The organism is Kribbella sp. NPDC026611, from assembly GCF_040638345.1.
Lineage (GTDB): Bacteria > Actinomycetota > Actinomycetes > Propionibacteriales > Kribbellaceae > Kribbella.
This window is the reverse complement of sequence record NZ_JBEZYC010000008.1, coordinates 154,987-180,819: the sequence shown is the minus strand read 5'-3', so window position 1 is coordinate 180,819 and position 25,833 is coordinate 154,987. Positions and strand designations below refer to the sequence as shown.

The window sequence follows — 25,833 nt, the reverse complement described above, 5'->3', positions numbered from 1 at the left end:
TCACACAATAGAGCGCTTGCGGCCCGGCAGGAGCAGGGCGACCAGGGCGCCGGCGGCGACGATGGCGGCGCCGGTCCAGACGGCCGGGATCACGCCGTCGGTGTAGCTGGCCGGGGACGCGTACGAGCCGGCCGAGGCGAACACCGACGCGAGGACCGCGACGCCCATCGCGACGCCGACCTCACGGATGGTGTTGTTCGTCCCGGACGCGACCCCACGGTCCGCGTCGGACGCGCTGCCCATCACCACGCTCGCGGTCGGTGCGAAGGTCAGCCCCATCCCGACGCCGGCCAGGATGAACGGCACGACCAGGTCGCCGTACTGCGTCGTCGTGCTGGCGGTCAGCGCGACCCAGCCGAGTGCCACGGCCAGGAACAGCTGCCCACTGGCGATCAGGACCCGCGCCCCGACCCGGTCCACGATCAGACCGGCGATCGGCGCGACGATCAGCGGCGCCGCGGTCCACGGCAGCGTCCGTACGCCGGACTCGAACGGGCTGTAGTGCTGCACGACCTGGAAGAACTGCGCCAGCAGGAACACCGAGCCGAACGCGCCCATCGAGAACGTGAACGACACGACGTTCACCACGCTGAAGGACCGGACCGAGAACAGCCGCAGCGGCAGCATCGGCGCCGCGGTCCGCCGCTCCCAGCCGATGAACACGGCCAGCAGCGCCACACCCGCGACCAGCGACCCCAGCACGCCGGCAGAGGTCCAGCCATCGCCGGCGCCGTGCACAACACCCCACACGATCGACAGCACACCCGCGGTGGCCAGCACCAGCCCGAGCAGGTCGAGCCGCTTCCGCTCACCCTTCGACTCGGTCAGCACGCGCGCGGCGAGCAGTACGGCGATCACGCCGACCGGCACGTTCAGCCAGAAGATCCACTGCCAGTTCAGGCCGTCCACGACGGCTCCGCCGACCACCGGGCCGACGGCGACACCGAGGCCGGAGATGCCGCCCCAGATGCCGATCGCGGCGCTCCGCTGCTTCTCCGGTACGGCGCTCGCGAGCAGCGTCAGCGACAGCGGCATCACGGCCGCCGCACCGATGCCCTGGATCGCGCGGGCCGCGGTCAGCATCCACGGGTCGGTCGCCAGCGCGCAGACCGCGGAGGCGGTGGTGAACAGCGCGATCCCGGCCAGGAACAGCCGCCGGCGGCCGACCCGGTCGCCGATCGCGGCCGCGGTCAGCAGCAGCGCGGCGAAGGCCAGCGTGTAGGCGTTCACGAACCACTGCAGGTCGGACAGCGAGGCGCCGAGCTCGGTCTTGATCACCGGCAGCGCGTTGGTCACGACCAGGTTGTCCAGCGTGACCATGAAGGTCGGAATCCCCACCGCAGCCAGCACCAGCCCGAGGCCACGGCTGCGCGCCGGCGTCAGTTCCCTCTCCTCGAGGACGGTCGAAGTCATCTCTAGCTCCTAGTTGTAATTCACTGATAACAAGCTTGATGACGAGAGTATGCATTGACTGATAACATGTCAAGGGAAGCGAAGGAGCAGCGATGACGAGCAGGGTGCGACTGACCGCGGCGGAGCGTGGCGAAGAGGTGCTGCGGGCCGCGGTGCAAGCTTTTGGGCGGTCCGGGTACGAGGGCACGAAGACCGACGAGATCGCGCGGATCGCCGGGGTGTCGCAGCCGTACGTGATCCGGTTGTTCGGGACCAAGCAGCAACTGTTCCTCGCCGCGGTCCGGAGCGTCTGCGACCGGATCGACCAGATCTTCCGCGAGGCGGCGAAGGAGTCGGCCGACCTGCGCACCCTCGGGCAGAACTACGAGGTCCTGCTCGCCGAGCCCGAGGTGCTGCTGGTCCTGCTGCACGGCTTCTCGGCCAGCGCCGAGCCCGCGATCGGCGACTGCGTCCGGGAATGCTTTGGCGGCATCTACCGGCTGGTCCGCGAACTGACCGGCGCCAGCGCCAGGGAGGCCCGCGAGTTCCTCTCCGCCGGCATGCTGATCACAGTCATGTCCGCGATGCAGGTCCTCGGCCCGAACGCGATCAGCATCCCCTGGGCCGAAGAGATCCAGAAGACGCTGGGTCAGGACGAGGACTAGTCGCGACCGATCTTCTGGCCCGCGGCGAACCAGATGGCCGTCGTCGCGAGCGCAAGGGCTCCGACCGTGAACAGCAATGAGCCCGCGACGTCCGCGCCCTGCACGGCCGCGGCCGCGACCGCGGCCGTCGGCACGATCAGGACGGCGATTGCCGCTGGCAACCACCAGCGCTTGAGTGCGTCCCGGTGCACCCGCGCGTACGACGGGAGCTGAGCGGTGAATGCCGTCGCCAGGTGGACGACCACCAAGGCAGCTGCGGTGATCCCCAGCCCCCAGCTGATCTCCCCCGGCGCGCGCATCAACCACCCGCCGGTCAGGATGACGATGAAGAGCAAGCCGGCCAACGAGTCGGGCAGCACAACGGTGACGACCAGCATCGGCGCAGCAAGCATCGGCACGAGGTCCATCTGGTCCCAAGGCTGCAGCGACGACACCACCAGCGCCACCACGCCGGCGGCCATGATGACCAGCCGCGCGAGCAGCACGGCTCGCCCCGACGCCCGCACCTGCGCGAGCCAGAGCGTGATCTTCTCGGCAGCGGTCACGAGCGGATCCTCGGTGCCGCGGACAGGCGGGCGGCGTCTCGCAGTACCTCGTCGAGCGTCCCGGCGCCACGCCAGGGCACGGTCGGTACGCCGAGGTCGCTGAGCCGGTCCAGATCGCGGCGACGCTCGAGCAACCGCAGTCGCCAGGCGAGCGGCCAGGTCTTCGCGTCGTGCTCCGCGAGGTCCATCACGGACACGGCGTCCGGCGGCAGGGTGTCGACCGCGATCACTGTGCAGCCCTGGTGGACCAGCGTGACGATGTAGCCAAGCATCACCTGCCGCAGCAGCGGGCTCAGGATCAGCACCAGGCTGTCGGACCGGATCCGGTTCCGCCGGGCGAGCTGTGCCTCGTCCTGCTGCCGTCCCCGCCGGTCGGCGTGCACGAGCGCGTCCAGGATCCGGCGGAGGTGCCCGCGTCCGCTTCCGGACCGGACCCCACGGACCAGGTTCCCGGTGTCGATCAACCGGACCCGGTCGCCGTGCCGCAGGTAGTGCTCGGCGATCGAAGCAGCCGCTCGGACCGCGGTGTCCAAACTGCTCGACCGGCCGTCGATGCCTTCGCTGATCCCGATCTCGCCGCCGGTGTCGAGCAGGATCACCACCTCGGTGTCACGGTCCGACCAGGTCGAGGTGACATGCAGCTCGCGGGTCCGCGCGGACACAGCCCAGTTGATCCGCCGCAGCCGGTCGCCGGTCCGGAACGGCCGTACGCCGGCCAGCTCGGTACCTTCACCTGGTCGACGGGACCGGTGCAGCCCGACGAGCCCGGCCGGACGCGGTACCGAGTCGATCGCCTCGAACCCTTCCCGCAACGGCAACGTGGACACGGCCTGGGCGCCGGTGGACCGCACCTGGATCCGGTACGCGCCCAGCGCCGACGTTGCCGCAACCGTTGGCCGCTCCAACGACCTCAGCCCCCACCGCTGCGACCGTACGCCGACCTCCAGCGTCACCTCGCCGTTCGCCACCGGCTCCGCGATCGCGGCCTGCGGCGGGTCGTACTGGAACCACGGCGACCGCGGCAGCGCCGCCACGATCAGGTCGATGTCCGGGTCCACCGTCCCGGCCACCCGCAGCCGGTACGTCGTTGCCTGGCCCTCGAACAGCACGTCCGCGTCGAGCTCCGTCGTCACCTCGGGCCGCTCGCGCGGACGGAAGTACCGTCCCCAGACTGCGACGAAGGCCAGCGGCAGCCCGAACACAGCCGCGTCCGGCCGGCGCGCCAGGACGGCGATCGCCAGCAGGAACGCCGCCGCACAGATCGCCCGGACCTGTGCGTGGGTCGGCTGCCACTTCATGCGCGGGTCGCGCCGACCACGGTAGGCGGCGTCGCCACCGCACCGAGGACGGTCCGCACCACGGTCGCACCGGTCACCTCATGCAGCCACAGCTCCGGCCGCACGGTGATCCGGTGTGCCAGTGCGGGCACGGCGACGGCTTTCACGTCTTCGGGTACGACGTAGTCCCGGCCCTGGATCACGGCGTACGCACGCGCGGTCAGGAGCAGGGCGAGCGAGCCCCGGGGTGACGCACCGACGAGGACCTGCGAGTCGCGGCGGGTGGCTGCGGCGAGGTCGACGCAGTACTGGCCAACGGTGTCGTCGACGGTAACGGTCTCCACTGCACGCTGGGCAGCGAAGAGGCCCGCGGCGTCGGTGACCGCATCGACGGTCTGGTCTTCGGTGCGGCGACTCATGCGGCGTCGCAGTACCTCCCACTCCTCCGCTGCGGTCGGGTAGCCGAAACCGATGCGGAGCATGAAGCGGTCGAGCTGGGCCTCCGGGAGCGGGTAGGTGCCTTCGTATTCGACCGGGTTGGCCGTAGCGAGCACGTGGAAGGGGGTGGGCAGCGGGAAGGTCTGGCCTTCGACCGTCACCTGGTGCTCCTGCATGGACTCCAGCAGCGCGGCCTGGGTCTTCGGTGGGGTCCGGTTGATCTCGTCGGCCAGCAACAGGCCGGTGAAGATCGGGCCGGGCCGGAAGACGAACTCGGACTGCTTCTGGTCGTACACGAACGCGCCGGTGACGTCCGACGGCAGCAGGTCCGGCGTGAACTGCACCCGGCGGAACTCCAGCCCGAGCGCCTGCGCGAACGACCGCGCGGCCAGCGTCTTCGCCAGTCCCGGGTAGTCCTCCAGCAGCACGTGGCCGCCGGCCAGGATGCCCGCGAGCACCAGCTCCAGCGCCTCGGCCTTCCCGACCACGGCCTGGCTCACACGCGCGAGCACCTGCCGGCTCAGCTCGGACACCTCACCGAGCGTCAGCTCGCCATCAGTCACGGGTTTCCTCACAGGTTCTCGATGGTGTGGATCGCGGCCTCGATCTCGCCGAGGGACGCCGTACGTTTCTCGTCGCTGGTGATCAGGTGCCAGAGCTGGTCACCGGTGAACTCCCGCGCCCGCTCCGGATCCCGCTCGAGGTCCACGCCGTGCCGGGCCCGCAAGCGGTCGGCGGTCAGCTCCAGGAGCAGCGGCCGGACCCGGCGGGCGAATGTCTGCGACCCCTCACCGGCTCGCCGCTCGCGCCCAGCCTCCTGCAGCCAGGTGGCGATGAACTGGGTCCGGTTGTCGTTGGTCCGGGTCCGCATCGCGACCAGCTTCTCCTCGTGCCGACCGGGCCAGCTGGTCTCCAGCACCTCCGGCAGCAGCAACCGGATCGCCAGCGACCCGAACCCGATCGCCAGAGCCGCGGCGACGAACCACAAGGGCCGCGGCGCCATCCCGGCCGCGCCGAAGACCGCCACCAGCGCCAAGCCGACCAGCACGGTGATCCCGACGTGCTGCAGCAGTGTCTTGTTGACTCCGAACGCCCGGACCTTCTTCTTCGGCTCGGGCGGCGGCCCTTTCTCCTCCAGCTCCGACCAGCGGTACGACGTCACGGCGCGACCTCCACGCCGTTCTCGCTCCTGGGCCGGGCGGCCGCCAGCTCGTCACGCAGCCGCAGCAGCGCGGCCCGCGCCTCGGTCCGGGCCGCTTCGCTCGAGCCATGCGTGCTGTACCGCGCCTCGCGATACAGCTGCCCCAGCCGGTCCAGCTGCGGCTCGGAGATGCCGCCGATGCCGAGGACGCGCACAGTGAACTCGGCAGGCGTCTCTGCCGGGTCCCGCGCGACCCCAGCCGAAGCCGCCGCATCCTCCAGCGCCACCCAGCACGCGATCACCGCGTCGGTCGGCGTCCCGCTGTCGATCAGCGCGAGACCACTGTCGACCGCCTCAGCCAGCCGCTCGGTCTTCACCCGATCCCAGTCCGGAGCATCCGGCTCGCTGTCCGGCAACTTCACCGCGCGCGCGATCCGGTAGATCACCAGCCCGATGAGCAGCAGCACCGCGGCGATGACGAGCCAGACGAACGCCTGCCACAGCCCAGCCAGCCAGGTCGGCATCGGGCGCGCCTTCACCGGCCTCGCCGGCGGCGTACCGACCGGCGGAGTGCGGGTTTGGGACTGCGTCAAGGTCGGCAGCGGCCGCGGGCTCGCGGTGAGCGTGCTGTCGCTGACCGGGCGGACCGGCCCACTCGCCGAAGCGAGCACCACGAAGCCGGCCGCGACAACCCCCAGGAGCAGTACGACGGCCACCGCCAGCGCGCCCCGACGCTGCGTCTGCATCTGGGCAGGTTAGCCGATCAAAAGCCCGTATCGAGGATGGGTAGGCGGGTTGTGGAAAACGCTTCACCCACCGCAGCCAACGCTCCCGCGGTGTGTTCGTCGACCAGACCCGCGCGGCCGAGCCGGGCCAGGCCCGGGCGTCCGAGGTAGACGGCTCCCAGGTCGCGGACGTCGAGGGTCAGATCGGCGGCGCGGTCGGTGGACTCGCACTGCGCACCGTCGGAGCCGCCGGTGAGGTGCCACTTCCCTGCATTCCAGGGCAGGAAGTCGTCGCGGATCTCGAACACCACATCGATGTCCCGCGCATACGTCCGAGCCGCCAGCGCCCGGCCCACGTCGACGGGCCGCACCCACACGCCGTCCCACGTCCTGCGGCCCAGCGCCCGCGGATCGAGCACCAAGTCCAGCAGCGGGTCGTCCACCGCGAGCTTGTCGAAACGCGTCTCGCGCATCAGGTCCTGGTCGAGCAGGTACCGCCAGAGCGCGGCGTGCGACGCCAGGTCCGCCGCATGCAGACGATCGACCTCCACGCAGTTCGTGTCCACCCGCTTGGTCCGGTAGTACGTGTAGCCCGTCAGCTCACCGTCGCGCTCGGCCACCACGCACCGGAGCTTGGAAGCCCCGCTCGGGTCCATCGTCACGTTGTCGCGAATGGCGTACTGCTGCCACCGCTCGTCGTGCTGGAACATACCCGGCCGGTCCGCCGCGAGCTTGTTCCGCAGCTCGGCACAGCGGGCGACCGACTCGTGTACGTCGACCTGCCGGAGCTGCACGTCGTCGATCCCGGCCACCGGCCACAGCGCACGCGACTGCCGCGGTACGGCGACGCTGTAGTGCTCGGACGCGAGACCGTAGCCGAAGCGGGGGTAGATGACCGGCTCGCTGGCGGTTAGTGCGGCCAGTGGTTCGTTACCCGCCTCGTGGATGTCGGTCAGCTGCTTGCGCATCAGGTCGCGCAGGATGCCCCGCCGCCGGTGCGTCGCCCGTACGCCGACCATCGTCACGCCCGCCACCGGCACCTGTGCTCCCGGCACCGTCATCCGGTGTGAGAACGCCCCGGTGTGGCCCACCAGCTGGCCGTTGTCTGTCGCGGCGATGCTCCGCTCGTGCTCCCAGACCCCCCGCTCCGCCTCGTACTGGTCACCGCTCCACGCTGCCGCGAACACCATGTCCAGGAGCTCCAAGAGCTCGTCCCACTCCCCGGTGTACCGCCCGATCTCGATCGCCATACCCCCTGCCTACCAGACGACATGGATCAGGACGTAGGCATTCAATGGTTAAGACGAGCCCTGGACTGATGAAAACCGTTTTCATATACTCGGGAGATGACCGCCCGGGAGAAGACGCCGTTGTCCTTGCTGGTGGGGCTTTCCGCGACGTTGCGGGAGCCGGTGCTGGCGGCGATGACGGACGCACACACAGTGGTCGTTGCCGTGGGCCAGGACGACTTGCCGTCGCGCGGCGTGCTGTCGTGGCGCGTGTACGACGCGTCGGGGCCGATCGACGCCGGCGAGTTCACGGTCGGGGACGACTGTGGGGCCTGTCAGTTGGTGGAGTCGCTGGTGCCGCTGCTGGAGACGCTGGTAGCGCGTGGGCATTGGGATCACGTCGTACTGTCGGCGCCACCCGGGATGGAGGCGCGGCCGCTGGTGAGCACGCTGGTGGCGGTGCTGCCGGAGCTCGTGGTGGACACGGTGACGTGCGTGGTCGACGCCGTACTGCTGGTTGAGCAACTGTCGGGTGATGAGCTGCTGGCAGAGCGTGGGCTGGCGCTCGGCATGCCGGATCGGCGGAACGTGGCGGAGCTGACCGCCCGACAGGTGGAGTACGCCGACGTGTCTGTGCTGGCCAACGCGCACCGGAGCGCGGTGGTCGACCGGTTGCACAACCTGTTGCTGCACTTGAACCCGCGGACCAGGGTGGTCGAGGCGGACGTTGCTGGGGTGCCTGGTGGATCGGTGGCGAGGACCGGGCGGTTCGACTTCGTAGCTGCGGAGGCGTGGGCCGGTGAGCTCGCGACGTCGGACCGTGTGCAGCCGAGCGGGGACGGTGTCACCACGGTCCTCTGGCGCTCGACCCGGCCGCTGCATCCGACTCGTCTGAACGACGCGTTGGAGGACATCGTCACCGGTGTGGTCCGCAGCCGTGGTGTGGTCTGGCTGGCCAACCGCCCCACCCAACGGGTCCGCTGGGAGTCCGCCGGCTACAGCGCGTCCCTCGGCATGCTGGGCGAGTGGTCCGACACCGAACACCTGGCCGAGTGCACGGTTGTCGCCACCGGCGTGGGCCTGGACCCCGCCCACCTGCAGTCCGTTCTGGACGCCTGCCTCCTCACCGACACAGAGCTCTCAACGCTGAACTGGCAGGAGCTCGAGGACCCCTTCGCCGGAGTCTTCTAGCCAAGCAGTGGCAGGCGGGTGGCATGGGCGCCGAGCATGTCGAGGTCTTCCTCGGTCAGCGGCTCCCGGCCGGTTGCTTTGAGGATGTAAGTCGTGGTGTCCCAGGTGATGATGTCCCAGGCCTCTGGACCGAACAGGCCGTCCAGGGTGCGTGCGGTGACCTGGAGTGCCTCGGGGTCGGGTTCTGGAGCGTTGGGGAGGTTCACGATCAGGTCCAGGTGATGGACGGTTGCTTCCAGCACCAACGTGGCGACGAAGTCGGCAGCGCGCAGGACATGCCCCTGCGTCTCGACCCGATGCCCTTTCTCCGCCAGACCGAGAGCAGCCGCGCGAACAGCCGCCTCTGACACCTCCCGCCAGTGCTGAACCAACATCCCCGGCTTCCGGTACGCCGCTGCTACGGCCTGCACGAAGCTCGTGCCGCCACCAGATCCCGGCGGGAAGTCCTGCCAGTACGTGACGAAGTCCCGGTCCGGCTCCGCAACAGCTGGACTCGCGAACGCGATCAGCGCCCGCTGAGCGTCGTACAGCAGATGGACCAGCAGCGGACCGACCGGCATCCCCGGGCACCTGGTCTCGCGCCGGAAGTCCGCGTCGCTCAGCCCCTGGACGGTCTCGGTCAGCCGCCCGTACGTCCGTCCCAGCGTCCCTGCCAGCCCCAGCGGCAGCGCTCCACGCTCAGGTGCCTTCATCGGACTCTCCTTACGACCGTGCGACCCGCAGGTGCTCGGCCGCGCTCGCTTCCAGGTGGCTGAGATCCGACGACACCGTCGCGAACGTGTACCCCTGTGCCAGCCGCCGCTGCGCGCTCTCCCCGTCGAAGGTGTGGATCCCGGCCGCGATCCCGGCGTCGGCCGCGGTCTGCGCGATCAGCTCGACCGCCTCCTCGAACGGCCCGTCGATCTCCGGATCGCCCGGGAACCGCGCCCCGAGCGCCAGCCCGAGGTCCGACGGCCCGACGTACACGCCGTCCAGACCGGGCGTCGCGCAGATCTCGGCCACGTTCTTCAGCCCGAGCGGCGTCTCGATCATCGCCAGTACGACGGTCGCCGCGTTGGCCGCCGCCGGCACCGGATCGATCCGCAGTGCGGACCGCATCGGCCCGAACGACCGCGCACCCAACGGCGGGTACTTCGCCGCGCGGACCGCGACCGCCACGTCCTCGGCGGTGTCGATCAGCGGCACGATCACCCCGGCCGCACCCGCGTCGAGCGCCCGCCCGATCGGCGTCGCGTTGTTCGCCTCCACGCGCACCAACCCGACCGGCCCACCGCCTGCCAGCGCGGCACCGGCGTCGATCGCGAGCAGCCCCGTCAGCAGGCCGTCGTACCCGATCAGCCCGTGCTGCGCGTCCAGCACGACGTAGTCGTACCCGAGCCGCGCGATCCGCTCGGTCGCGGGCGGCGCGTCGAGCGTCACCCAGTAGCCAACCAGCTTCTCCCGGGACCGGACTCTGTTCGCGAAGTCGAGTGCGCTCACAGGGCCGACACTACCTACACAGGCCTATACGGGCGGAACGCCGTGACGCTTGGTCGAGAAGTGCCGGTCCTTCGTCTGGGCCGCGGCCAAGCGGGCGATCAGGTCCGCGCGCAGGTCCTCCGGCTCGACGATCGCGTCGATGACCAGGTCCGCCGCGAGCCGGAGGATGTCGATGTCGGTCTCGTACTCCTCGCGGAGCTTCGACACGTACTCGACCCGCTCACCCTCGTCCGCGATCTCCTGAATCTTGTTGTAGTACACGGCGTTGATCGCCGCCTCCGGACCCATCACCGCGATCTTCGCCGTCGGCAGCGCGACACACGCGTCCGGTGAGAAGCCCGGTCCACACATCGCGTAGAGGCCCGCGCCGTACGCCTTCCGGACGATCACCGACACCGTCGGCACGGTCGCCTCGGAGACCGCGGTGATCATCTTCGCGCCGTGCCGGATGATGCCGGCCCGCTCGACCTCGCTGCCGATCATGAACCCCGGGACGTCGCAGAGGTAGATCAGCGGCACGTTGAACGCGTCGCACAGCCATATGAACCGCGCGGCCTTGTCCGCCGAGTCGACGAACAGGACGCCGCCCTTCACGGCCGGCTGGTTCGCGACGATCCCGACCACCTGACCGGCCAGCAGCCCGAACCCGACCACGAGCTCCGGTGCGTAGGCCGGCTTGATCTCGAAGAACGTGTCGGCGTCCACGACCGCGTCGATCACGTCGTGGATGTCGAACCCGATGCTCTCCTCGGCCGGCACCAGGTCGCGGGTGAAGTCGCGGCCGGCCTCCGAGGCGTCGTACGACGGAGGCCGCGACCGCCAGGAACCGGGCAGGTAGGAGAAGTACTGCTTGGCGAGCTCGATCGCCTCGGTGTCGTCGGACGCGAGCAGGTCGCCGCAACCGGAGACGCTGGTGTGCATCCGCGCGCCGCCCATCTCTTCGAGCGTCACCTTCTCGCCGACCACCATCTCGGCCATCCGGGGTGAGCCCAGGTACATCGAGGCGTTGCCGTCGACCATGATCACGATGTCGCAGAACGCCGGGATGTACGCGCCGCCCGCGGCCGACGGCCCGAACAGGCAGCAGATCTGCGGCACCTTGCCGGACAGCGCGACCTGATTGTGGAAGATCCGGCCCGCGCCGCGGCGGCCCGGGAACAGCTCGACCTGGTCGGTGATCCGGGCGCCGGCCGAGTCGATCAGCCAGAAGATCGGCAGCTCGTCGCGGAGCGCGACCTCGGTGATCCGGACGATCTTCTCGACCGTCCGCGCACCCCACGAGCCGGCCTTGACAGTCGGGTCGTTGGCGACGAGCAGCGCCGGGCGGCCGTCGACGAGCGCGCGGCCGGTGACGACGCCGTCGGCGGGCAGGCCGGGGTTCAGCGCGTTCGCCAGCTGAGCATCCTCGACGAAGCTGCCCTCGTCGACGAGCAGGGCGATCCGGTCGCGCACGTACAGCTTGTGCTGGCTCTCGAGCTTGGCCGCCGCCTTCGCGGGCGGCCCGAGGGTCGCTTCGCGGGCGACCTTGACCTCAGTCCAGTGATCGTGGGTCATGCATGCATCATTCCACCGGTAGCCCGAGACTCCGGGCGATGAGCATCCGCTGGACCTCCGACGTACCCTCGCCGATCTCGAGGATCTTGGCGTCGCGGTAGAAGCGCGTCACCGGGTACTCCTCCATGAAGCCGTAGCCGCCGAAGACCTGGGTGGCGATCCGGGTCGCGGTCACCGCGGACTCGGTCGCGTACAGCTTCGCCACCGACGCCGCCTGCTTGAACTCGGCCATCGACGCACCCGCGTCCTTCAGCGCGGCGGCCCGGTACACGAGCAGCTCGGCCGCGTCGGCCATCACCTTCAGGTCGGCGATCTGGAACGCGACACCCTGCTTGCGGCCGATCGGTCCGCCGAAGGTCTGCCGCTCACCGGCGTACTGGACCGCCAGCTCGAGGCAGGCGCGGATGCAGCCGAGCGCGACGGCGGCGATCGCGACCCGGCCGTCGTCGAGCGTCGCGAGGAACTGCGCGAACCCCTTGCCGCGCTGACCGAGCAGGTTGGCCTCCGGCACGCGGACGCCGCTCAGCGACAGCGGATGCGTGTCGCTCGCATGCCAGCCGAGCTTGTCGTACGCCGCCTCCGCCACGAAGCCCGGCGTACCGGTCGGGACGATGATCGTGGAGATCTCCGGCTTGCCGTCCGCGCGCTCACCGGTCCGCGCGGTCACGGTCACGCAGGAGGTGATCGTGGAGCCGGAGTTGGTGATGAACTGCTTCGAGCCGTCGATCACCCACTCGCCGTCGTCCAGCACCGCGCGGGTCTTGGTCGCGCCGGCGTCGGAGCCGGACTCGGGCTCGGTCAGCCCGAACCCGGCCAGCTTGTGGCCGGCGACGAGGTCGGGGAGCCAGGTCGCCTTCTGCTCGTCGGTCCCGTAGGTCAGGATCGGGTTGATGCCGAGCCCGACCGCGGCCTCGAGCGTGATCCCCATCGACTGGTCTGCCCGGGAGATCTCCTCGATCGCCACGCAGAGGCTGGTGAAGTCGGCCCCGGACCCGCCGTACTCCTCCGGCGCGGTCAGCCCGAACAGCCCGAGACGCCCCATCTTCTGCACGGTTTCCACCGGGAAGTAGTGCTTCCGGTCCCACTCCGCGGCGTACGGCGTGATCTCCGCGGCCGCGAAGTCGCGGACCGAGTGACGGAACTCCTGGTGCTCCTCGGACAACTCGAACATGACTGGGCTCCCCTGTGGCTACTTGACGCTTACGTAAACGTAAAGCATCCTCGGGGGTGTGCACAATAGGGCGGTGTCCGCTCTGACCTGGTCGATCGCCGAGCTGGCGGCCGAGTACGACGTCACGCTGCGCACGATCCGGTTCTACGAGGACCGCGGACTGCTCTCCCCCGAGCGCCGCGGCACGGTCCGGATCTACCACCCGCGCGACCACGTCCGCCTCGGCCTCATCCTGCGGGGCAAGCGCCTCGGCTTCTCGCTCGACGAGATCTCGAAGATCGTCACGATGTACGACGAGCAGCCCGGCGAGGCGGGTCAGCTGGTCTACCTGCTGGACCAGATCACCAAGCGCCGGGACGAACTCGAGCAGCGCCGCCGCGACATCGACAAGACCCTCGAGGAACTCGCCGACCTGGAGTCCCGCTGCCAGGCAGACCTCAAGATCCTGCGCGCGCGCTGACCGTCAGGAGGCTCTCCGCCTCGTCGTACCTCCGCAGGGCCAACGCGGCCAGCCGCGGGTCAGCACCAAGCGGCTCACTGACCGGCCGACCGCCGGCATACCGCCGCACCAGCGAGTGAAAGAACCCGGGCGCAAGCAGATACGACGCCACCGCCAGCCGCCCCCGCGTCTCCCGAAGCACCTCCGGCAACCGCCGCCCCACCCCAGACACGTACCCAACCGTCACCGGCCGGTCGATCCGCTCCCCCACCAGCCTACCCATCTCCACACAGTCCGCCAGAGCCCGCACATCCGACGACCCAGCCGCCGCCAGCACCACGTGATCAACCCGCCCGAACACGGCCCTCGGTGGCAGCTCCTGCAGGCGGGTGGCGAGGATGTCGGCAAGGACGGGGTCTGGGCCCAGGGCTGGGGCCGAGGTGAGCTTTCCGTGGTGGCGGAGGGTTTCGTTGCCCAGGTCGGTGGTGACGTGGTAGCCGGTGCTGAGGAGCAGCGGCACCAGGACGGCATGGTTGCTGTCAGCAACTACGCGACGAGTGAGGTCGGGCAAAGCCGGCAGGTCCACGTCGACGAAACCGAGCGACATGGGGATGTCCGGCCGTTGACGCGCCATCAGCCGGACCAGCTCGTGCACCACCCGGATCCCGCGTGGGTCAGCCGTACCGTGAGCGACCGCGATCAGGTCACTCACGACGGCACCCCCGCCGGCTCGACCGCCAACCGGTAGCCGCGGCGGACGACCGTTCGGACCAGCTCCGGCCGACCCACCGCAGTACGCAGGCGGTTGACCGTCACCTCAACCGCGTGCACGTCCTCAGCACCCGGCAGCACGGCCAGCAGGTCGGGCCGCGACACCACATCCCCGCCGGCAGCGACCAGCGCAGCCAGGACGGCCCGCGGACCCGGACCGAGCGGCAGCACCTGTCCGTCGAGGACTGCAGCACCGCCCCGGATCACCAACTGGCCGTACGTCGTTTCGATCGAGCGTGCGTGCTCCGCCGTCAACCGGTCGGTCACGATGCGGATCAGCGCACCCAGCCGATACCGGTCCGGTACCAGCGGCTCCAGCCCGAGCGTGACGAACGGTCCAGCGGTCACCGGACCCACGCAGGCGTTCAGCACTCGCCCAGTGCGCAGCGCCGCGACAAGAGCGTCGTACTGACCACCCAACGCCGCTGCGTCCAGCATCGCCTGCGCACCAGGCGCAGACGTGTGTACGACGGCGTCCACCGTCCCAGCGCACACCTGCCCGATCATCCGCTCCACCTGGACCGGATCAGGCGCCGGTCCCCACCGGTAGACCTCCAGCCCACGCACCGACGCCCCGGCACTCCGCAGCGCGTCCTGCAAGGCCGGATCGGACAACCCATGCAGCTGTACGACGATCTTCCGGCCGGTGACGCCCTCGTTCCGCAGCCAGTCGACCACCTCAGCCGTCGTCTCCGACCGCGCCGACCAATGCTCGACCAGCCCCGCCGCCCGGATCGCACCGCGCGCCTTCGGACCCCGAGCCAGGATCCGCGCCTGCTCCAACGTCCCGAGCAGCTCCGCCGCGAGCCCGGCGGTGTCCGCCGCCTCGACCCACCCGCGGAACCCGACCGCCGTCGTCACCACCACGTCGTCGGGCGGATTGCCGATCACCCGCCGGGTCGCCTCGATCAGCGCGTGATCGTCCGCCACCGGCACGATCTGCAGCGTCGGCGCGTGCACGACCTTCGCACCACGCCGCTCGAAGGACGCGATCAGATCATCCGCCCGCCGGTGCGCCGTGATCGCGATCGTGCACCCGTTGAGCGGCCCGCTTCGGCTACTCGTCACCGTCACCACCACTGCCGGCACATGCCATCCGGTTCGGTATGGCCCCCACCGCCACACGGCCGGCGGTGATGTCGACCGGGAAGACCTGGAGCGCCACCTCGGGATCGTCGAGGCACTGCCCGGTGCGGAGATCGAAGACCTGCTTGAACATCGGCGACGCCACCGTGGGTACGTCGCCGCGGTTGCCGACGATCCCGCGGGACATCACGTTCGCCCCGCTGAACGGGTCTTGGTTGCTCACAGCAAACACTTCCCCGTCGTGGGTGCGGAACAGCGCGATCTGGAGGTCCCCGACCAGCGCCGCGATCCCGCGCTCCGGCAGCAGCTCGTCGTACCCGCAGACGACGGTCATCGGCGGGACGGTCGGTGTCTGGCTCATCGGCGTACCTCCAGGCGGGGGCCGGCCAGCAGGACCGGCTCGAGTTGGCCGCGTTCGGCCGGGGTGGCCGGGCGGGGCTGGTTGCGTTCGACGACGTACCGCAGGTCGGCGTCGGGCTGGTCGGGCGCGTTCACGAACGACACGAAGCGGGCCAGCTTGTCGGGGTCGTCGAGCGTCGCGCGCCACTCGTCGACGTACGAGTCGACGTGCTTCGCCATCGCCGCGTCCAGATCGGCGCCGATCCCGAGGCTGTCCTCGAGCACGACAGCGCGGACATGGTCGAGACCGCCCTCGAGCTCGCGCATCCAGACCGCGGTCCGCTGCAGCCGGTCGCCGGTGCGGATGTAGTACATGAGGAACCGGTCGATCGCCTGGAACAGCTCCTCGTCGGACAGGTCGGACGCGAGCAGCTCGGCGTGCCGGGGCGTCATGCCGCCGTTGCCGCCGACGTACAGGTTCCAGCCCTTCTCGGTCGCGATCACGCCGACGTCCTTGCTGCGCGCCTCGGCGCACTCACGCGCGCAGCCGGAGACCCCGAGCTTGAGCTTGTGTGGCGAGCGCAGCCCGCGGTACCGGAGCTCCAGCGCGATCGCCATCCCGACCGAGTCCTGCACGCCGTACCGGCACCAGGTGGAGCCGACGCACGACTTCACCGTCCGCAACGCCTTCCCGTAGGCGTGTCCCGACTCGAACCCGGCATCCACCAACCGCGCCCAGATCGCCGGCAGCTGCTCGATCCGCGCGCCGAACAGGTCGACCCGCTGCCCACCGGTGATCTTCGTGTACAGGCCGAAGTCGCGCGCGACCTCGCCGATCGTGATCAGCCCCTCGGGCGTGATCTCACCGCCGGGGATCCGCGGTACGACGGAGTACGTGCCGTCCTTCTGCATGTTCGCCATCACGTGGTCGTTGGTGTCCTGCAGCGCTGCGCGCTCACCGTCGAGGACGTGCCCGGCCGGGTCGAGGCTCGCCAGGATGGACCCGACCACCGGCTTGCAGATGTCGCAGCCGCGGCCGGTCCCGTGCCGCTCGACGATCTCGCTGAACGTCCGCAGCTCGGTGATCCGGACCACGTCGAACAGCTCGGCCCGCGACAGCGCGAAGTGCTCGCAGAGCGCCTTGCTGACCTCGACACCGGCCTTGGTGAGCTCGGTGTTCAGCAGGTTCTTGACGATCGGCAGGCACGACCCGCACGAGGTACCGGCCTTGGTCTTCCCGCAGACCGACTTGATGTCCGAGCAGCCCTCGTCGCGGACGGCGCAGCGGATCGTCCCGGCGGACACGTTGTTGCACGAGCACACCGGCGCGTCGTCGGGAAGCTCGAGCTGGACCGGGCCGGACCCTTCCGGAAGCAGGAACGCCGCCGGGTCCGCGCCGAGCTCGCGGCCGACCATCGGGCGCAGACCGGAGTACGCCGATGCGTCACCGACCAGGATGCCGCCGAGGAGGGTACGGGCGTCGTCGGACAGCACGAGCTTCTTGTAGACACCGGCGACCGGGTCGGCGTACACGATGTCCAGCGCACCCTCGGTCGCGCCGAACGCGTCACCGAAGCTGGCGACGTCCACCCCGAGGAGCTTGAGCTTCGTCGAGGTGTCCGCGCCGGGGAACGTTGCCTGGCCACCGAGCAGGCGGTCGGCAACGATCTCGGCCATTGTGTAGCCGGGGGCAACCAATCCCCAGACCCGACCTTCGATACAGGCGACTTCACCGATCGCCCAGACGCCCGGCACCGACGTACGGCACGCTTCGTCGACGACCACGCCACCGCGTTCGCCCATCTCCAGGCCGGCGGCCCGGGCGAGCTCGTCGCGTGGTCGTACGCCGGTCGCGAAGACGACCACGTCCGCGGGCAGATCGGGGCCGTCAGCAACGGCCATGGCGCGGGCGGAGCCCTGCGGGGTCAGCTTGACACGCTGGCACTGCGTCGCGGTGAGTACTTCGACGTCGAGCCCCTCGATCAGCCGGGCCAAGGCCGAGCCGCCGCCTTCGTCGACCTGCAACGGCATCAGGCGTGGCGCGAACTCGACGACCTTCGTCGCCGCATCGAGTGTCCGGAGCGCGCCGGCCGCTTCCAGACCGAGCAGACCGCCGCCGACAACCACGCCGCTGACCTGTTTGCCTTCGGACTTGAGACGCTCGACGTACACGCGGAGCGCGGCGACGTCGTCGACGGTCCGGTAGACGAAACAGCCTTGCGCGTCGTTGTTCTTCACCGGCGGGACGAACGCGGACGAGCCGGTCGCGAGCACGAGCTCGTCGTACCCGATCTGCTCGCCACGCGTGGTCGTCACGGTCTTGGCGGTGGTGTCGAACGCGGCGATCTGCACACCCTTGCGCAGGGTGACCGCGGGGTCGTCCCACAGCTCCGGGTCGCCGAGCGAGAGGTCTTGCGGGTCACGCCCGGAGAAGTAGCTGGTCAACGCGACCCGGTCGTACGGCAGCCGCGGCTCCTCGGCAAACACCGTGATCCGGTAGGCGGTTTCGGTGTCGCGGGAGCGGAGCGCTTCGACCAGTCGGTGCGCGACCATGCCTCCACCGACTACCACCACGTGCCGGGCCTTCTTCAGCTCTGCCATCGTCGCCCTCCTGCTCGGGACTGGTTCGGTCTCGCCGCGCTTGAAGCGGTCGAGCAGTTCGCCGACGGCGCCGGTGCAGCTTCCGCACCCGGTCGTCGCCCGCGTCGTGGCGGCGATACCGGCAACGCTGTCGGCACCCCCACGCCAGGCCGCTTCGATCGCAGCCCGGGTGACGCCGTTGCACCGGCAGACGGTCGCCACCTTCTTCTTGTCCGGTACGGCGGGCGCAGCCAGCAGCCCGTCCGCCACCACCGGGGTCCCTCGGTCCGCCAGCAAAACCAACTCCGCGGCGACCTCGGGGGCCCCGACCGCCACCGCGGCCGTCACGACACCGTTCTTCAGGACAGCTCGCACGTAGCGCCGCTCGTCCTCGAGCCGCACCACTTCCCCGTCGGCGTCGACATCCCCGAGCACCAGCACGTCGAGCCCACCGGCGGTCACCCGCACCACCTCGTACGCCGGCAACTCCACCCGCTCACCGTGCAGATGCCGAGCCAACACCTCCGCCTGAGCCCAGGCCGACTCAACTGTCCCGCCAACCCGCCCGTTCACCTCGGCACAGTCGCCGATCGCGTGCACCCGAGGATCATCCGGACTAGTCAACGACGAATCCACCACAATCCCACCCCGCACCGTCACCCCAGCCCCGCCACGAACAGCAGGACGCCCTGAGGCCCCCTTCTCGACCCACCGGCTGGTGCTGGTAGTCGAGTGCTCGGCGGGCGGGCGCCCAGCGCGAGCCCAGGGGGCGGGGGCAGCGGCTCGCCCGCTTGCCAGTTCAGTCCTGGGCTGGACGCCGCAGGTGACTATGACGAGCTCATTCGTTTGGGGGTCGGGGGTGGACTGGTTGAGTAGGACTTCGACCCCCAGGGCGCGTACTGCTCGGGTTACTCGGCGGCCGACTGACGGGCGGACGGTTTTGTGCATCAGGGTGGGGCCGTCGTGCACGAGCCGGACGGTCAGGCCGCGTTCCCGCAGGGCGCAGGCGGTCTCGACGCCCAGGACGCCGCCGCCGACGACCACGATCCGCCGGCCGCGCTCAGCGGCTTCGACGACCGTCCGCGCATCGTCCACAGACCTCAGCACGAGTCCATCGATCGGGCGGACCGGTGCCGCGCCGGTCGCGAAGACCACGTGGTCGTAGGGGTGTTCATGTCCGGTCGAGTCCAGGACCACCCGGCGCTCACGGTCCACAGCAACCGCCGACACCACCGACTCGTTGCCTACAGCAACCTCCGCGCGACCCGCGACGTACTCCGTCAACCGGGACCGGTTGTACGCCGGCTCGTCGCCAAGCAGCACCACGTCGTCCGTCGCCAGCAACGCGGCCAGCCGTCGCCCGGCCATCCCGCCGCCGATGATCACAACCTTCATGCGGACACCTCCGCCACCGGCAAGCTCGCTGCCGTCAGCTCGACCGCACATGCCTTGAACTCGGGCATCCGCGACACCGGATCGAGCGCGTCGTTCGTCAGCTCGTTGACCGCCTCGGCCCCGCCGAAGTGGAACGGGACAAAGACCGTGTCCGCGCGTACGTCGGTGGTCACGCGGGCCGGCAGCACCATCGACCCGCGCGCCGTCCGCAACCGCACCGGTCGGCCGTCGGCGATGCCCAACTGCGCCGCCACCCGCGGATGGATCTCGGCGAACACCTCCGGCTCAGCCTCGGCCAGCTCCGGCACCCGCCGCGTCTGCGCACCGCTCTGGTAGTGCTGAAGCAACCGCCCGGTCACCAGATAAAGCGGGGCGGAAGCATTCAGATCGTCAGCCACCGGCCGATGGTCGACCGCCACGACGTGCGCCCGCCCGTCCGGTGTCGCAAACCCGTCGGCAAACAACCGCGGCGTACCGGGATGCGCCTCCGAGGGCACCGGCCAGAACAACGCCTCACCAGCGTCCAGCCGATCCCAGGTGACCCCGGCGTAGTCCGCCTTCCCGCCGGCGCTCGCCCGGCGCAGCTCCTCGAACACGACCGCCGGATCCGTCGAGAAGCCCGAGACCCCAAGCCGCTCGGCAAGCCCGGCGAACACCGCGAGGTCGCTCCGCACCTCGCCCGGCGGCGCCACGGCCGCGCGCCGGCGCAGTACCCGGCCTTCGAGCGACGTCATCGTCCCGTCCTCCTCGGCCCACTGCGTGACTGGGAAGACGACGTCCGCCAGAAGCGCGGTCTCCGAGGGCACCACGTCGGCGACCACCAGCAGGTCGAGCGCGGAGAGCCGCTCCCGGACCGAGGCGAGGTTCGGCGCCGACACCAGCAGGTTGCTCCCGTGCACGAGCAGCGCGCGTGGGCCGTCCACGGTACCGAGCGAGTTGATGAGCTCGACAGCGCTCTTGCCCGGACCCGGCAAGTCGTCCGGGTCGACACCCCAGACGCTCGCCACGTACGAACGCGCTGCTGGGTCCGTGATGCTCCGGTAGCCCGGAAGCTGATCCGCCTTCTGTCCGTGCTCGCGGCCGCCCTGCCCGTTGCCCTGCCCGGTGATGCAGCCGTACCCGCTGCCGACCCGACCGGGCAGACCGAGCGCCAGCGCGAGGTTGATACACGCCGTCACCGTGTCCGTGCCCTTGCTGTGCTGCTCAGCACCGCGGCCGGTCAGGATGTAGGCACCCTTCCCGCCGTGGACAGGAGCCGCGGCCGCCAGCACCCGTGCGGCGCGGCGGATGGTTGCTGCTGGTACGCCGGTCACCCGCTCCGCTCGCTCCGGCCACCACGACGCCGTGGAACGAATCAGCAAGTCAGGGTCATCGACCCGCTCACCCAGGAATGCCAGATCTGCAAGGCCTTCCTGCAGTACGACATGGGTGAGCGCGAGCACCAACGCGAGGTCCGTGCCGGGTGTGGCCTGCAGGTGAATGCCGCCGGAGGTGCCCGGTCCGTCCCCGCCGGCGTCCTCGGTCAGTGCGGCTGTTGTTGAGCGCCTCGGGTCGACGACCAGCAGGCCGCCTGCATCTCGCGCGCTCTGCAGGTGGGCGACCGCCGGCGGCATCGTCTCGGCAATGTTGCTGCCAACCAGCAAGATCGCCCCAGCACCGCCCAGGTCAGCCAAGGGGAACGGCAACCCGCGGTCGATCCCGAAGGCCCGGTTGGACGCGGCGGCCGCCGACGACATGCAGAAGCGCCCGTTGTAGTCCACGTTCGCCGTCCGCAACGCCACCCGCGCGAACTTCCCCAACGCATAGGCCTTCTCGTTGGTCAGCCCACCCCCGCCGAAGACCGCAACAGAGTCCCGCCCGAAAGCCGCCTGCAGCGACCCGATCCGCTCAGCGACGAAGTCCAGCGCCGCATCCCAGCTGCAAGGCACCAGCGAGCCCGACGCCGAGCGGATGAGCGGAGTCGTCAGCCGGTCCGGCACCGTGAGTACGTCGGGTGCTGTCCAGCCCTTCCGGCACAGACCACCCCGGTTGGTCGGAAACTCTCGCGGCTGGACCGTCACCCTGCGCTCCACAGTGTGCAGAGACGTCGCACACTGCAGAGCGCAGTACGGGCAATGGGTTTGGGTCACACGCGCTCCTGGCTGAGCGGCCCACCCTTGCGCAGGTAGCAGAAGTACGTCACGGCAAGGCAGAGCACGTAGAACCCGCAGAACACGTACAGCGCCGGTACCAACGACCCGAAGTGGCTGGTCGACGTCGCGAACCCGCGCGGTACCAGGAAGCCGCCGTACGCACCGACCGCCGACGCGATCCCGATGCAGGCCGCCGCCTCGCGCCGCGCCCGGCCCGGGTCGCCCGGCGTCGTCAGCCGGAACACCGCCGGGATCATCCGGTACGTCGACCCGTTGGCGGCCCCGCTGGCGACGAAGAGCACCAGGAAGCTGGTCAGGAACGCCCCGAAGCTGCCCGCGTGCAGCGACGCGATCGCCGCCAAGATCCCCAGCCCCATCACCACGAACGAGCACACCGTCACCCAGGCACCGCCGACCCGGTCCGCGAGCTTGCCGCCGAACGGCCGTGCCACCGACCCGACCAGCGCACCGAGGAACGCGATGTGCGCCACGGTGATCTCCGGGAAGGTGGTCTTGATCAGCAACGGGAACGCCGCCCCGAACCCGATGAACGAGCCGAAGGTCCCGATGTACAGGAACGAGATCACCCAGGTGTGCGGCCGCCGGGCGGCCGCGATCGAGGTCCGGAACGACGAGTTCGCGACCGACAGGTTCGCCATCACCTTCCAGGCCCAGAACGCGGCCAGCGCGATCAGCGGAATCCAGAGCAGACCGGCCCGGTTCAGCGTCAGGCCGGCGCCCGCCACGATCACGATCGGCACCACCAGCTGGACCACGGCGACGCCGAGGTTGCCGCCGGCCGCGTTGATGCCGAGCGCGAACCCCTTCTCCTTCTCCGGGTAGAAGAACGAGATGTTGGTCATACTGCTGGCGAAGTTCCCGCCGCCGACGCCCGCGGTCGCGGCGACCAGCGCCATCAACCAGAACGGCGTGTCCGGCCTGGTCATGAAGTAGGACAGGCCGATCGTCGGGATCAGCAGCAGCAGCGCGGAGAACGTGGTCCAGTTCCGGCCACCGAACCGCGGTACGGCGAACGTGTACGGCAGCCGCAGCGTGGCGCCGACCAGGCTCGGGAGCGCGACCAGCCAGAACAGCTGGTCGGTCGTGTAGGTGAAGCCGGCCTTCGGCATCGACACGACGACGATGCTCCACAGCTGCCAGACCGAGAACCCGAGGAACTCGGCGAAGATCGAGGGCCACAGGTTGCGGCGCGCGACCGCGCGGCCCGCCCCGGCCCAGAACGTGGCGTCCTCGGGGTCCCAGACATCGATCCAGCGCCCACGGCGGGGCGCGTCGACGGTCCCCACCGGGCCGCTGGCGTCCCGGGTGGCGACGAGGTCCGGTCGTGCCTCGAGCGTCATGGAAAGTCTCCGATCATCCGACCTGACTGATTAGGCCAGGACGCTATGACCGGGGTGTTTCCGCGTAGTCATCTTGTTGTTACGCCGCCGAAACGGCTCCCGCACACCGCCCGCCGGGTGGTGAGAGGTTCCGTCGGTGCGGCTGGGTACCCTGCGAGAACACGGGCGGGATTCACGGCGAGGGGATTGGCGTGCGCAACGACGACCAGGACAGCACTGACGCGGGCGTGAAGGACCGGGCCGACGGCGTACCGCACGCCGGCGACGACCCGGCTCCGCACCGCCCCGCCAAGCCGCGCGGCCGCTGGGCGTGGCGGGCCGCGATCGCCGCCGTACTCATCGCGTGGCTCGTCGTGGGGTCGATCGGTGGCCCCTCGGTCGGAAAACTGAGTGAAGTCCAGGAGAACGACAACGCCAACTTCCTCCCGAAGAAGGCCGAGTCCACCCTGGTCCAGAACGAGTCGGCCAAGTTCGTCAACTCCAAGGCCCTGCCGTACTTCGTGCTCGTCGAGCGCGAGTCCGGGATCACCGCGGACGACGTGGCCAAGGTCAAGGCGTTCCAGGCCAAGTTGCCCACGCTCGATATCGGCGACGGCAAGACGCTCGGCGACTACTTGGCCGCGCCGATCACCCCGGCGATCCCATCCGGGGACCACAAGGCCCTGCTGATCACGGTCCAGACGGACGGCGACCGGGCCGACGAGGTCGTCAAGAGCGGCGAAACCGTCCTGTACGCCGTCGCCGACACGATGCGCACGGAGATCAAGAAGGAGCTGACCCCGAGCGGGATGCAGGTGTACGTCACCGGTCCGGGCGGCGTGTTCGCGGACTTCGTGGTCGCGTTCGGCGGGATTGACGGGATCCTGCTGGGCGTCGCGCTCGGCGTCGTGTTCGTGATCCTGCTGCTCGTCTACCGCAGCCCGATCCTGCCCATCGCCGTACTGCTCACCGCCGTGTTCGGTCTCGCGCTGGCCGCGTCGATCGTGTATCCGCTGGCGAAGCACGACGTACTGCAGCTGAACGGGCAGAGTCAGGGCATCCTGTTCATCCTCGTCGTCGGCGCCGCGACGGACTACTCGCTGCTGCTCGTCTCGCGGTACAAGGAAGAGCTGCACGACTACGAGAGCAAGTACCAGGCCATGCGGGTGGCGTGGCGGGCGTCGGTCGAGCCGATCGCGGCCAGCGCGGCGACGGTCATCCTCGGTCTGCTGTGCCTGCTGCTCTCACAGCTCGGCAGCACCAAGGGGCTCGGACCGGTCGGTGCGTTCGGCATCGCGGGCGCGCTGATCGCGGCGATGACGTTCCTGCCGGCGATCCTGCTCGCGTTCGGGCGGCGGATCTTCTGGCCGTCGATCCCCCGGCTCGACCACGTGCACTCCGCGGACCAGGTCGGCGGGCGCAAGCTGTGGGGCCGGGTCTCCGGGCTGGTCGGGCGCCGCGCCCGGCGTGTCTGGGTGGTGACCGCGCTGGCGCTGCTGGCGTGTGCGGCGTTCCTGCCGACGTTCAAGGCGAGCGGTACGTCGCAGGAGGACCTGTTCCTGAACAAGGTCGAGTCCGTCACCGGGCAGCAGGAGCTGGGCAAGCACTTCGACGCCGGCTCCGGGACGCCGGTGCAGATCCTGACACCGGCCGGCGAAGCGGATCAGGTCGTGCAGGCCGCGACGAAGGTCGACGGGGTCGGCGCGGCGTCCGCGTCGGCGGCTCCCGGCGTACCTCCGAAGGTTGTCGACGGCAAGGTCCTGGTCCAGGCGACGTTGAAGGTCCCGGCGGACTCGCCCGAGGCGACGACCGTGGTGAAGCATCTGCGGACCGAGCTGGACAAGGTGAGTCCGGACATCCTGGTCGGCGGCAACACCGCGATCAACCTCGACGTCCTCGACGCCAGCCGCCGCGACCTCACGGTGATCATCCCGTCCATCCTCGGCGTGATCTTCATCGTCCTGATGCTCCTGCTCCGGTCGCTGGTCGCGGCCGTCCTGCTGGTCCTCGCCAACGTCCTGTCGTTCACTGCGACGATCGGCGTCAGCGCCATCTTCTTCAACCACGTGTTCAGGTTCCCGGGCGCCGATCCCAGCATCCCGCTCTACGGCTTCGTCTTCCTGGTTGCCCTAGGCATCGACTACTCGATCTTCCTGATGACCAGGGTCCGCGAGGAGTCCCAGCAACACGGCACCAGACCCGGCATCCTGATCGGCCTCGCCGTCACCGGCGGCGTCATCACCTCAGCCGGCGTAGTCCTCGCCGCCACCTTCTCCGCCCTCGCCGTCCTCCCCATCCTCTTCCTAGCCCAAATAGCCTTCATGGTCGCCTTCGGCGTCCTCCTCGACACCACCATCGTCCGCTCCCTCCTAGTCCCCTCCCTCGCCCACGACCTAGGCAGCAAAGTCTGGTGGCCCAGCAAACTGGCCCGGACAGAAAAGTAGGCTTGCGGTATGGAGACGTTCGACGGGCTGATCGTGGTGAACGACGGTGGTGGGGCGTGGGTTGAGGTGCCTGCTGAGGTGGTGAGCGCGCTCGGCGGGGGTGGGCGGATACCGGTGCGGGCGACGTTTGACGGGGTGACTTATACCGGGTCGATCGCGTCGATGGGTGGGTGTATGGCGCTCGGGATCCTGAAGAGCATCCGGGCGGAGTTGGGCAAGGGTGCTGGTGACGCGGTGACGGTGACCGTCGAGCGGGACACGGCCGCGCGGACTGTCGACGTACCAGAGGACTTCGCGGCGGCGCTGGCGGAGGCCGGGTTGCGCGAGGCGTTCGACAAGCTCGCGTTCACGCACCGTCGAGAACACGTGAAGGCAATCACCGAAGCCAAGAAACCAGAAACCCGCCAACGCCGCATCACCAAGGCACTGGAAATGCTCAAGCCCGTCTAAGCTCCAGTCCGTCACCGAAGCCAGCCACCACTCTCATCTTTCTTTGTTCT

Annotated in this window: 22 protein-coding genes; 5 read left to right on the top strand and 17 right to left on the bottom strand. The window is 69.8% G+C overall.

What is annotated here, in order from left to right; all coding sequences use genetic code 11:
- Window positions 1-1,413 carry a DHA2 family efflux MFS transporter permease subunit gene (locus tag AB0E69_RS30195; protein ID WP_360153597.1) on the bottom strand — a complete coding sequence of 471 codons (1,413 nt, stop codon included), beginning with the start codon at window positions 1,411-1,413 and terminating at the stop codon, window positions 1-3.
- Between the two features lie 92 nt (window positions 1,414-1,505).
- Here AB0E69_RS30195 and AB0E69_RS30190 point away from each other — a divergent pair, with 92 nt between their 5' ends.
- Window positions 1,506-2,057, top strand: a complete 552-nt coding sequence (locus AB0E69_RS30190; protein ID WP_360153594.1) for a TetR/AcrR family transcriptional regulator — start codon at window positions 1,506-1,508, stop codon at window positions 2,055-2,057.
- Here AB0E69_RS30190 and AB0E69_RS30185 read toward each other — a convergent pair.
- The 6 genes from AB0E69_RS30185 to AB0E69_RS30160 are packed head-to-tail and all read right to left on the bottom strand — an operon-like array spanning window position 2,054 to window position 7,433.
- Window positions 2,054-2,602, bottom strand: coding sequence for a hypothetical protein (locus AB0E69_RS30185; RefSeq protein WP_360153591.1), 549 nt, complete (start codon window positions 2,600-2,602; stop codon window positions 2,054-2,056). The genes AB0E69_RS30190 and AB0E69_RS30185 overlap by 4 nt on opposite strands.
- Window positions 2,599-3,900, bottom strand: coding sequence for a DUF58 domain-containing protein (locus AB0E69_RS30180; RefSeq protein ID WP_360153588.1), 1,302 nt, complete (start codon window positions 3,898-3,900; stop codon window positions 2,599-2,601). Before AB0E69_RS30180 ends, AB0E69_RS30185 begins: the two co-directional genes overlap by 4 nt.
- Window positions 3,897-4,880 carry a MoxR family ATPase gene (locus tag AB0E69_RS30175; RefSeq protein ID WP_360153585.1) on the bottom strand — a complete coding sequence of 328 codons (984 nt, stop codon included), beginning with the start codon at window positions 4,878-4,880 and terminating at the stop codon, window positions 3,897-3,899. The genes AB0E69_RS30180 and AB0E69_RS30175 overlap by 4 nt, the downstream gene beginning before the upstream one ends.
- Window positions 4,881-4,888: 8 nt before the next feature.
- Window positions 4,889-5,479, bottom strand: a complete 591-nt coding sequence (locus AB0E69_RS30170; RefSeq protein ID WP_360153583.1) for a hypothetical protein — start codon at window positions 5,477-5,479, stop codon at window positions 4,889-4,891.
- Window positions 5,476-6,204, bottom strand: coding sequence for a DUF4129 domain-containing protein (locus tag AB0E69_RS30165; protein WP_360153580.1), 729 nt, complete (start codon window positions 6,202-6,204; stop codon window positions 5,476-5,478). Before AB0E69_RS30165 ends, AB0E69_RS30170 begins: the two co-directional genes overlap by 4 nt.
- Before the next feature lie 17 nt (window positions 6,205-6,221).
- Complete coding sequence (locus AB0E69_RS30160) at window positions 6,222-7,433, bottom strand: GNAT family N-acetyltransferase (RefSeq protein WP_360153577.1); 1,212 nt, start codon at window positions 7,431-7,433, stop codon at window positions 6,222-6,224.
- Window positions 7,434-7,529: 96 nt separating this feature from the next.
- Here AB0E69_RS30160 and AB0E69_RS30155 point away from each other — a divergent pair, with 96 nt between their 5' ends.
- A complete protein-coding gene (locus AB0E69_RS30155) occupies window positions 7,530-8,603 on the top strand; it encodes a GTP-binding protein (RefSeq protein WP_360153574.1) in 1,074 nt (357 codons plus the stop codon).
- On the opposite strand, the gene AB0E69_RS30150 is transcribed toward AB0E69_RS30155, so the two are convergent.
- Genes AB0E69_RS30150 through AB0E69_RS30135 form a run of 4 tightly spaced genes read right to left on the bottom strand, consistent with a single transcriptional unit; the run spans window position 8,600 to window position 12,807 of the window.
- Complete coding sequence (locus AB0E69_RS30150) at window positions 8,600-9,295, bottom strand: maleylpyruvate isomerase N-terminal domain-containing protein (RefSeq protein WP_360153571.1); 696 nt, start codon at window positions 9,293-9,295, stop codon at window positions 8,600-8,602. The genes AB0E69_RS30155 and AB0E69_RS30150 overlap by 4 nt on opposite strands.
- 10 nt (window positions 9,296-9,305) lie before the next feature.
- A complete protein-coding gene (locus tag AB0E69_RS30145) occupies window positions 9,306-10,082 on the bottom strand; it encodes an aldolase/citrate lyase family protein (protein ID WP_360153568.1) in 777 nt (258 codons plus the stop codon).
- A gap of 24 nt (window positions 10,083-10,106) precedes the next feature.
- The gene (locus tag AB0E69_RS30140; protein ID WP_360153565.1) at window positions 10,107-11,636 is read right to left on the bottom strand and encodes an acyl-CoA carboxylase subunit beta; all 1,530 of its coding nucleotides are present in this window, start codon (window positions 11,634-11,636) and stop codon (window positions 10,107-10,109) included.
- A 7-nt stretch (window positions 11,637-11,643) separates the two neighbouring features.
- Window positions 11,644-12,807, bottom strand: coding sequence for an acyl-CoA dehydrogenase family protein (locus tag AB0E69_RS30135; protein ID WP_360153562.1), 1,164 nt, complete (start codon window positions 12,805-12,807; stop codon window positions 11,644-11,646).
- Between the two features lie 73 nt (window positions 12,808-12,880).
- On the opposite strand from AB0E69_RS30135, the gene AB0E69_RS30130 reads away from it, so the two are divergent.
- Window positions 12,881-13,267, top strand: a complete 387-nt coding sequence (locus AB0E69_RS30130; RefSeq protein WP_360153559.1) for a MerR family DNA-binding transcriptional regulator — start codon at window positions 12,881-12,883, stop codon at window positions 13,265-13,267.
- Here the strand turns inward: AB0E69_RS30130 and AB0E69_RS30125 are convergent.
- From AB0E69_RS30125 to AB0E69_RS30100, 6 genes are read right to left on the bottom strand one after another with little or no spacing between them, the layout of a single operon-like run.
- A complete protein-coding gene (locus tag AB0E69_RS30125; RefSeq protein ID WP_360153556.1) occupies window positions 13,245-13,958 on the bottom strand; it encodes a CbiX/SirB N-terminal domain-containing protein in 714 nt (237 codons plus the stop codon). The two genes, AB0E69_RS30130 and AB0E69_RS30125, sit on opposite strands and share 23 nt — an antisense overlap.
- A complete protein-coding gene (locus AB0E69_RS30120) occupies window positions 13,955-15,085 on the bottom strand; it encodes a uroporphyrinogen-III synthase (RefSeq protein WP_360153553.1) in 1,131 nt (376 codons plus the stop codon). The genes AB0E69_RS30125 and AB0E69_RS30120 overlap by 4 nt, the downstream gene beginning before the upstream one ends.
- Entirely contained in the window at window positions 15,075-15,464 is a 390-nt protein-coding gene (gene nirD / locus AB0E69_RS30115; protein WP_360153550.1) for a nitrite reductase small subunit NirD, read from the bottom strand. The genes AB0E69_RS30120 and nirD overlap by 11 nt, the downstream gene beginning before the upstream one ends.
- Window positions 15,461-19,417: a nitrite reductase large subunit NirB gene (nirB, locus tag AB0E69_RS30110; protein ID WP_360153547.1), complete on the bottom strand. Its 3,957-nt coding sequence runs from the start codon at window positions 19,415-19,417 to the stop codon at window positions 15,461-15,463. The genes nirD and nirB overlap by 4 nt, the downstream gene beginning before the upstream one ends.
- Window positions 19,414-21,546: a molybdopterin oxidoreductase family protein gene (locus tag AB0E69_RS30105; RefSeq protein ID WP_360153544.1), complete on the bottom strand. Its 2,133-nt coding sequence runs from the start codon at window positions 21,544-21,546 to the stop codon at window positions 19,414-19,416. The genes nirB and AB0E69_RS30105 overlap by 4 nt, the downstream gene beginning before the upstream one ends.
- Window positions 21,543-22,910 (bottom strand): MFS transporter, encoded by a 1,368-nt coding sequence (locus tag AB0E69_RS30100; protein WP_360153541.1) that lies wholly within the window; start codon window positions 22,908-22,910, stop codon window positions 21,543-21,545. Before AB0E69_RS30100 ends, AB0E69_RS30105 begins: the two co-directional genes overlap by 4 nt.
- Window positions 22,911-23,101: 191 nt before the next feature.
- On the opposite strand from AB0E69_RS30100, the gene AB0E69_RS30095 reads away from it, so the two are divergent.
- The gene (locus tag AB0E69_RS30095) at window positions 23,102-25,333 is read left to right on the top strand and encodes an MMPL family transporter (protein ID WP_360153538.1); all 2,232 of its coding nucleotides are present in this window, start codon (window positions 23,102-23,104) and stop codon (window positions 25,331-25,333) included.
- Between the two features lie 9 nt (window positions 25,334-25,342).
- Window positions 25,343-25,783 carry a YdeI/OmpD-associated family protein gene (locus AB0E69_RS30090; protein WP_360153535.1) on the top strand — a complete coding sequence of 147 codons (441 nt, stop codon included), beginning with the start codon at window positions 25,343-25,345 and terminating at the stop codon, window positions 25,781-25,783.
- The last annotated feature ends 50 nt before the right edge of the window (window positions 25,784-25,833 follow it).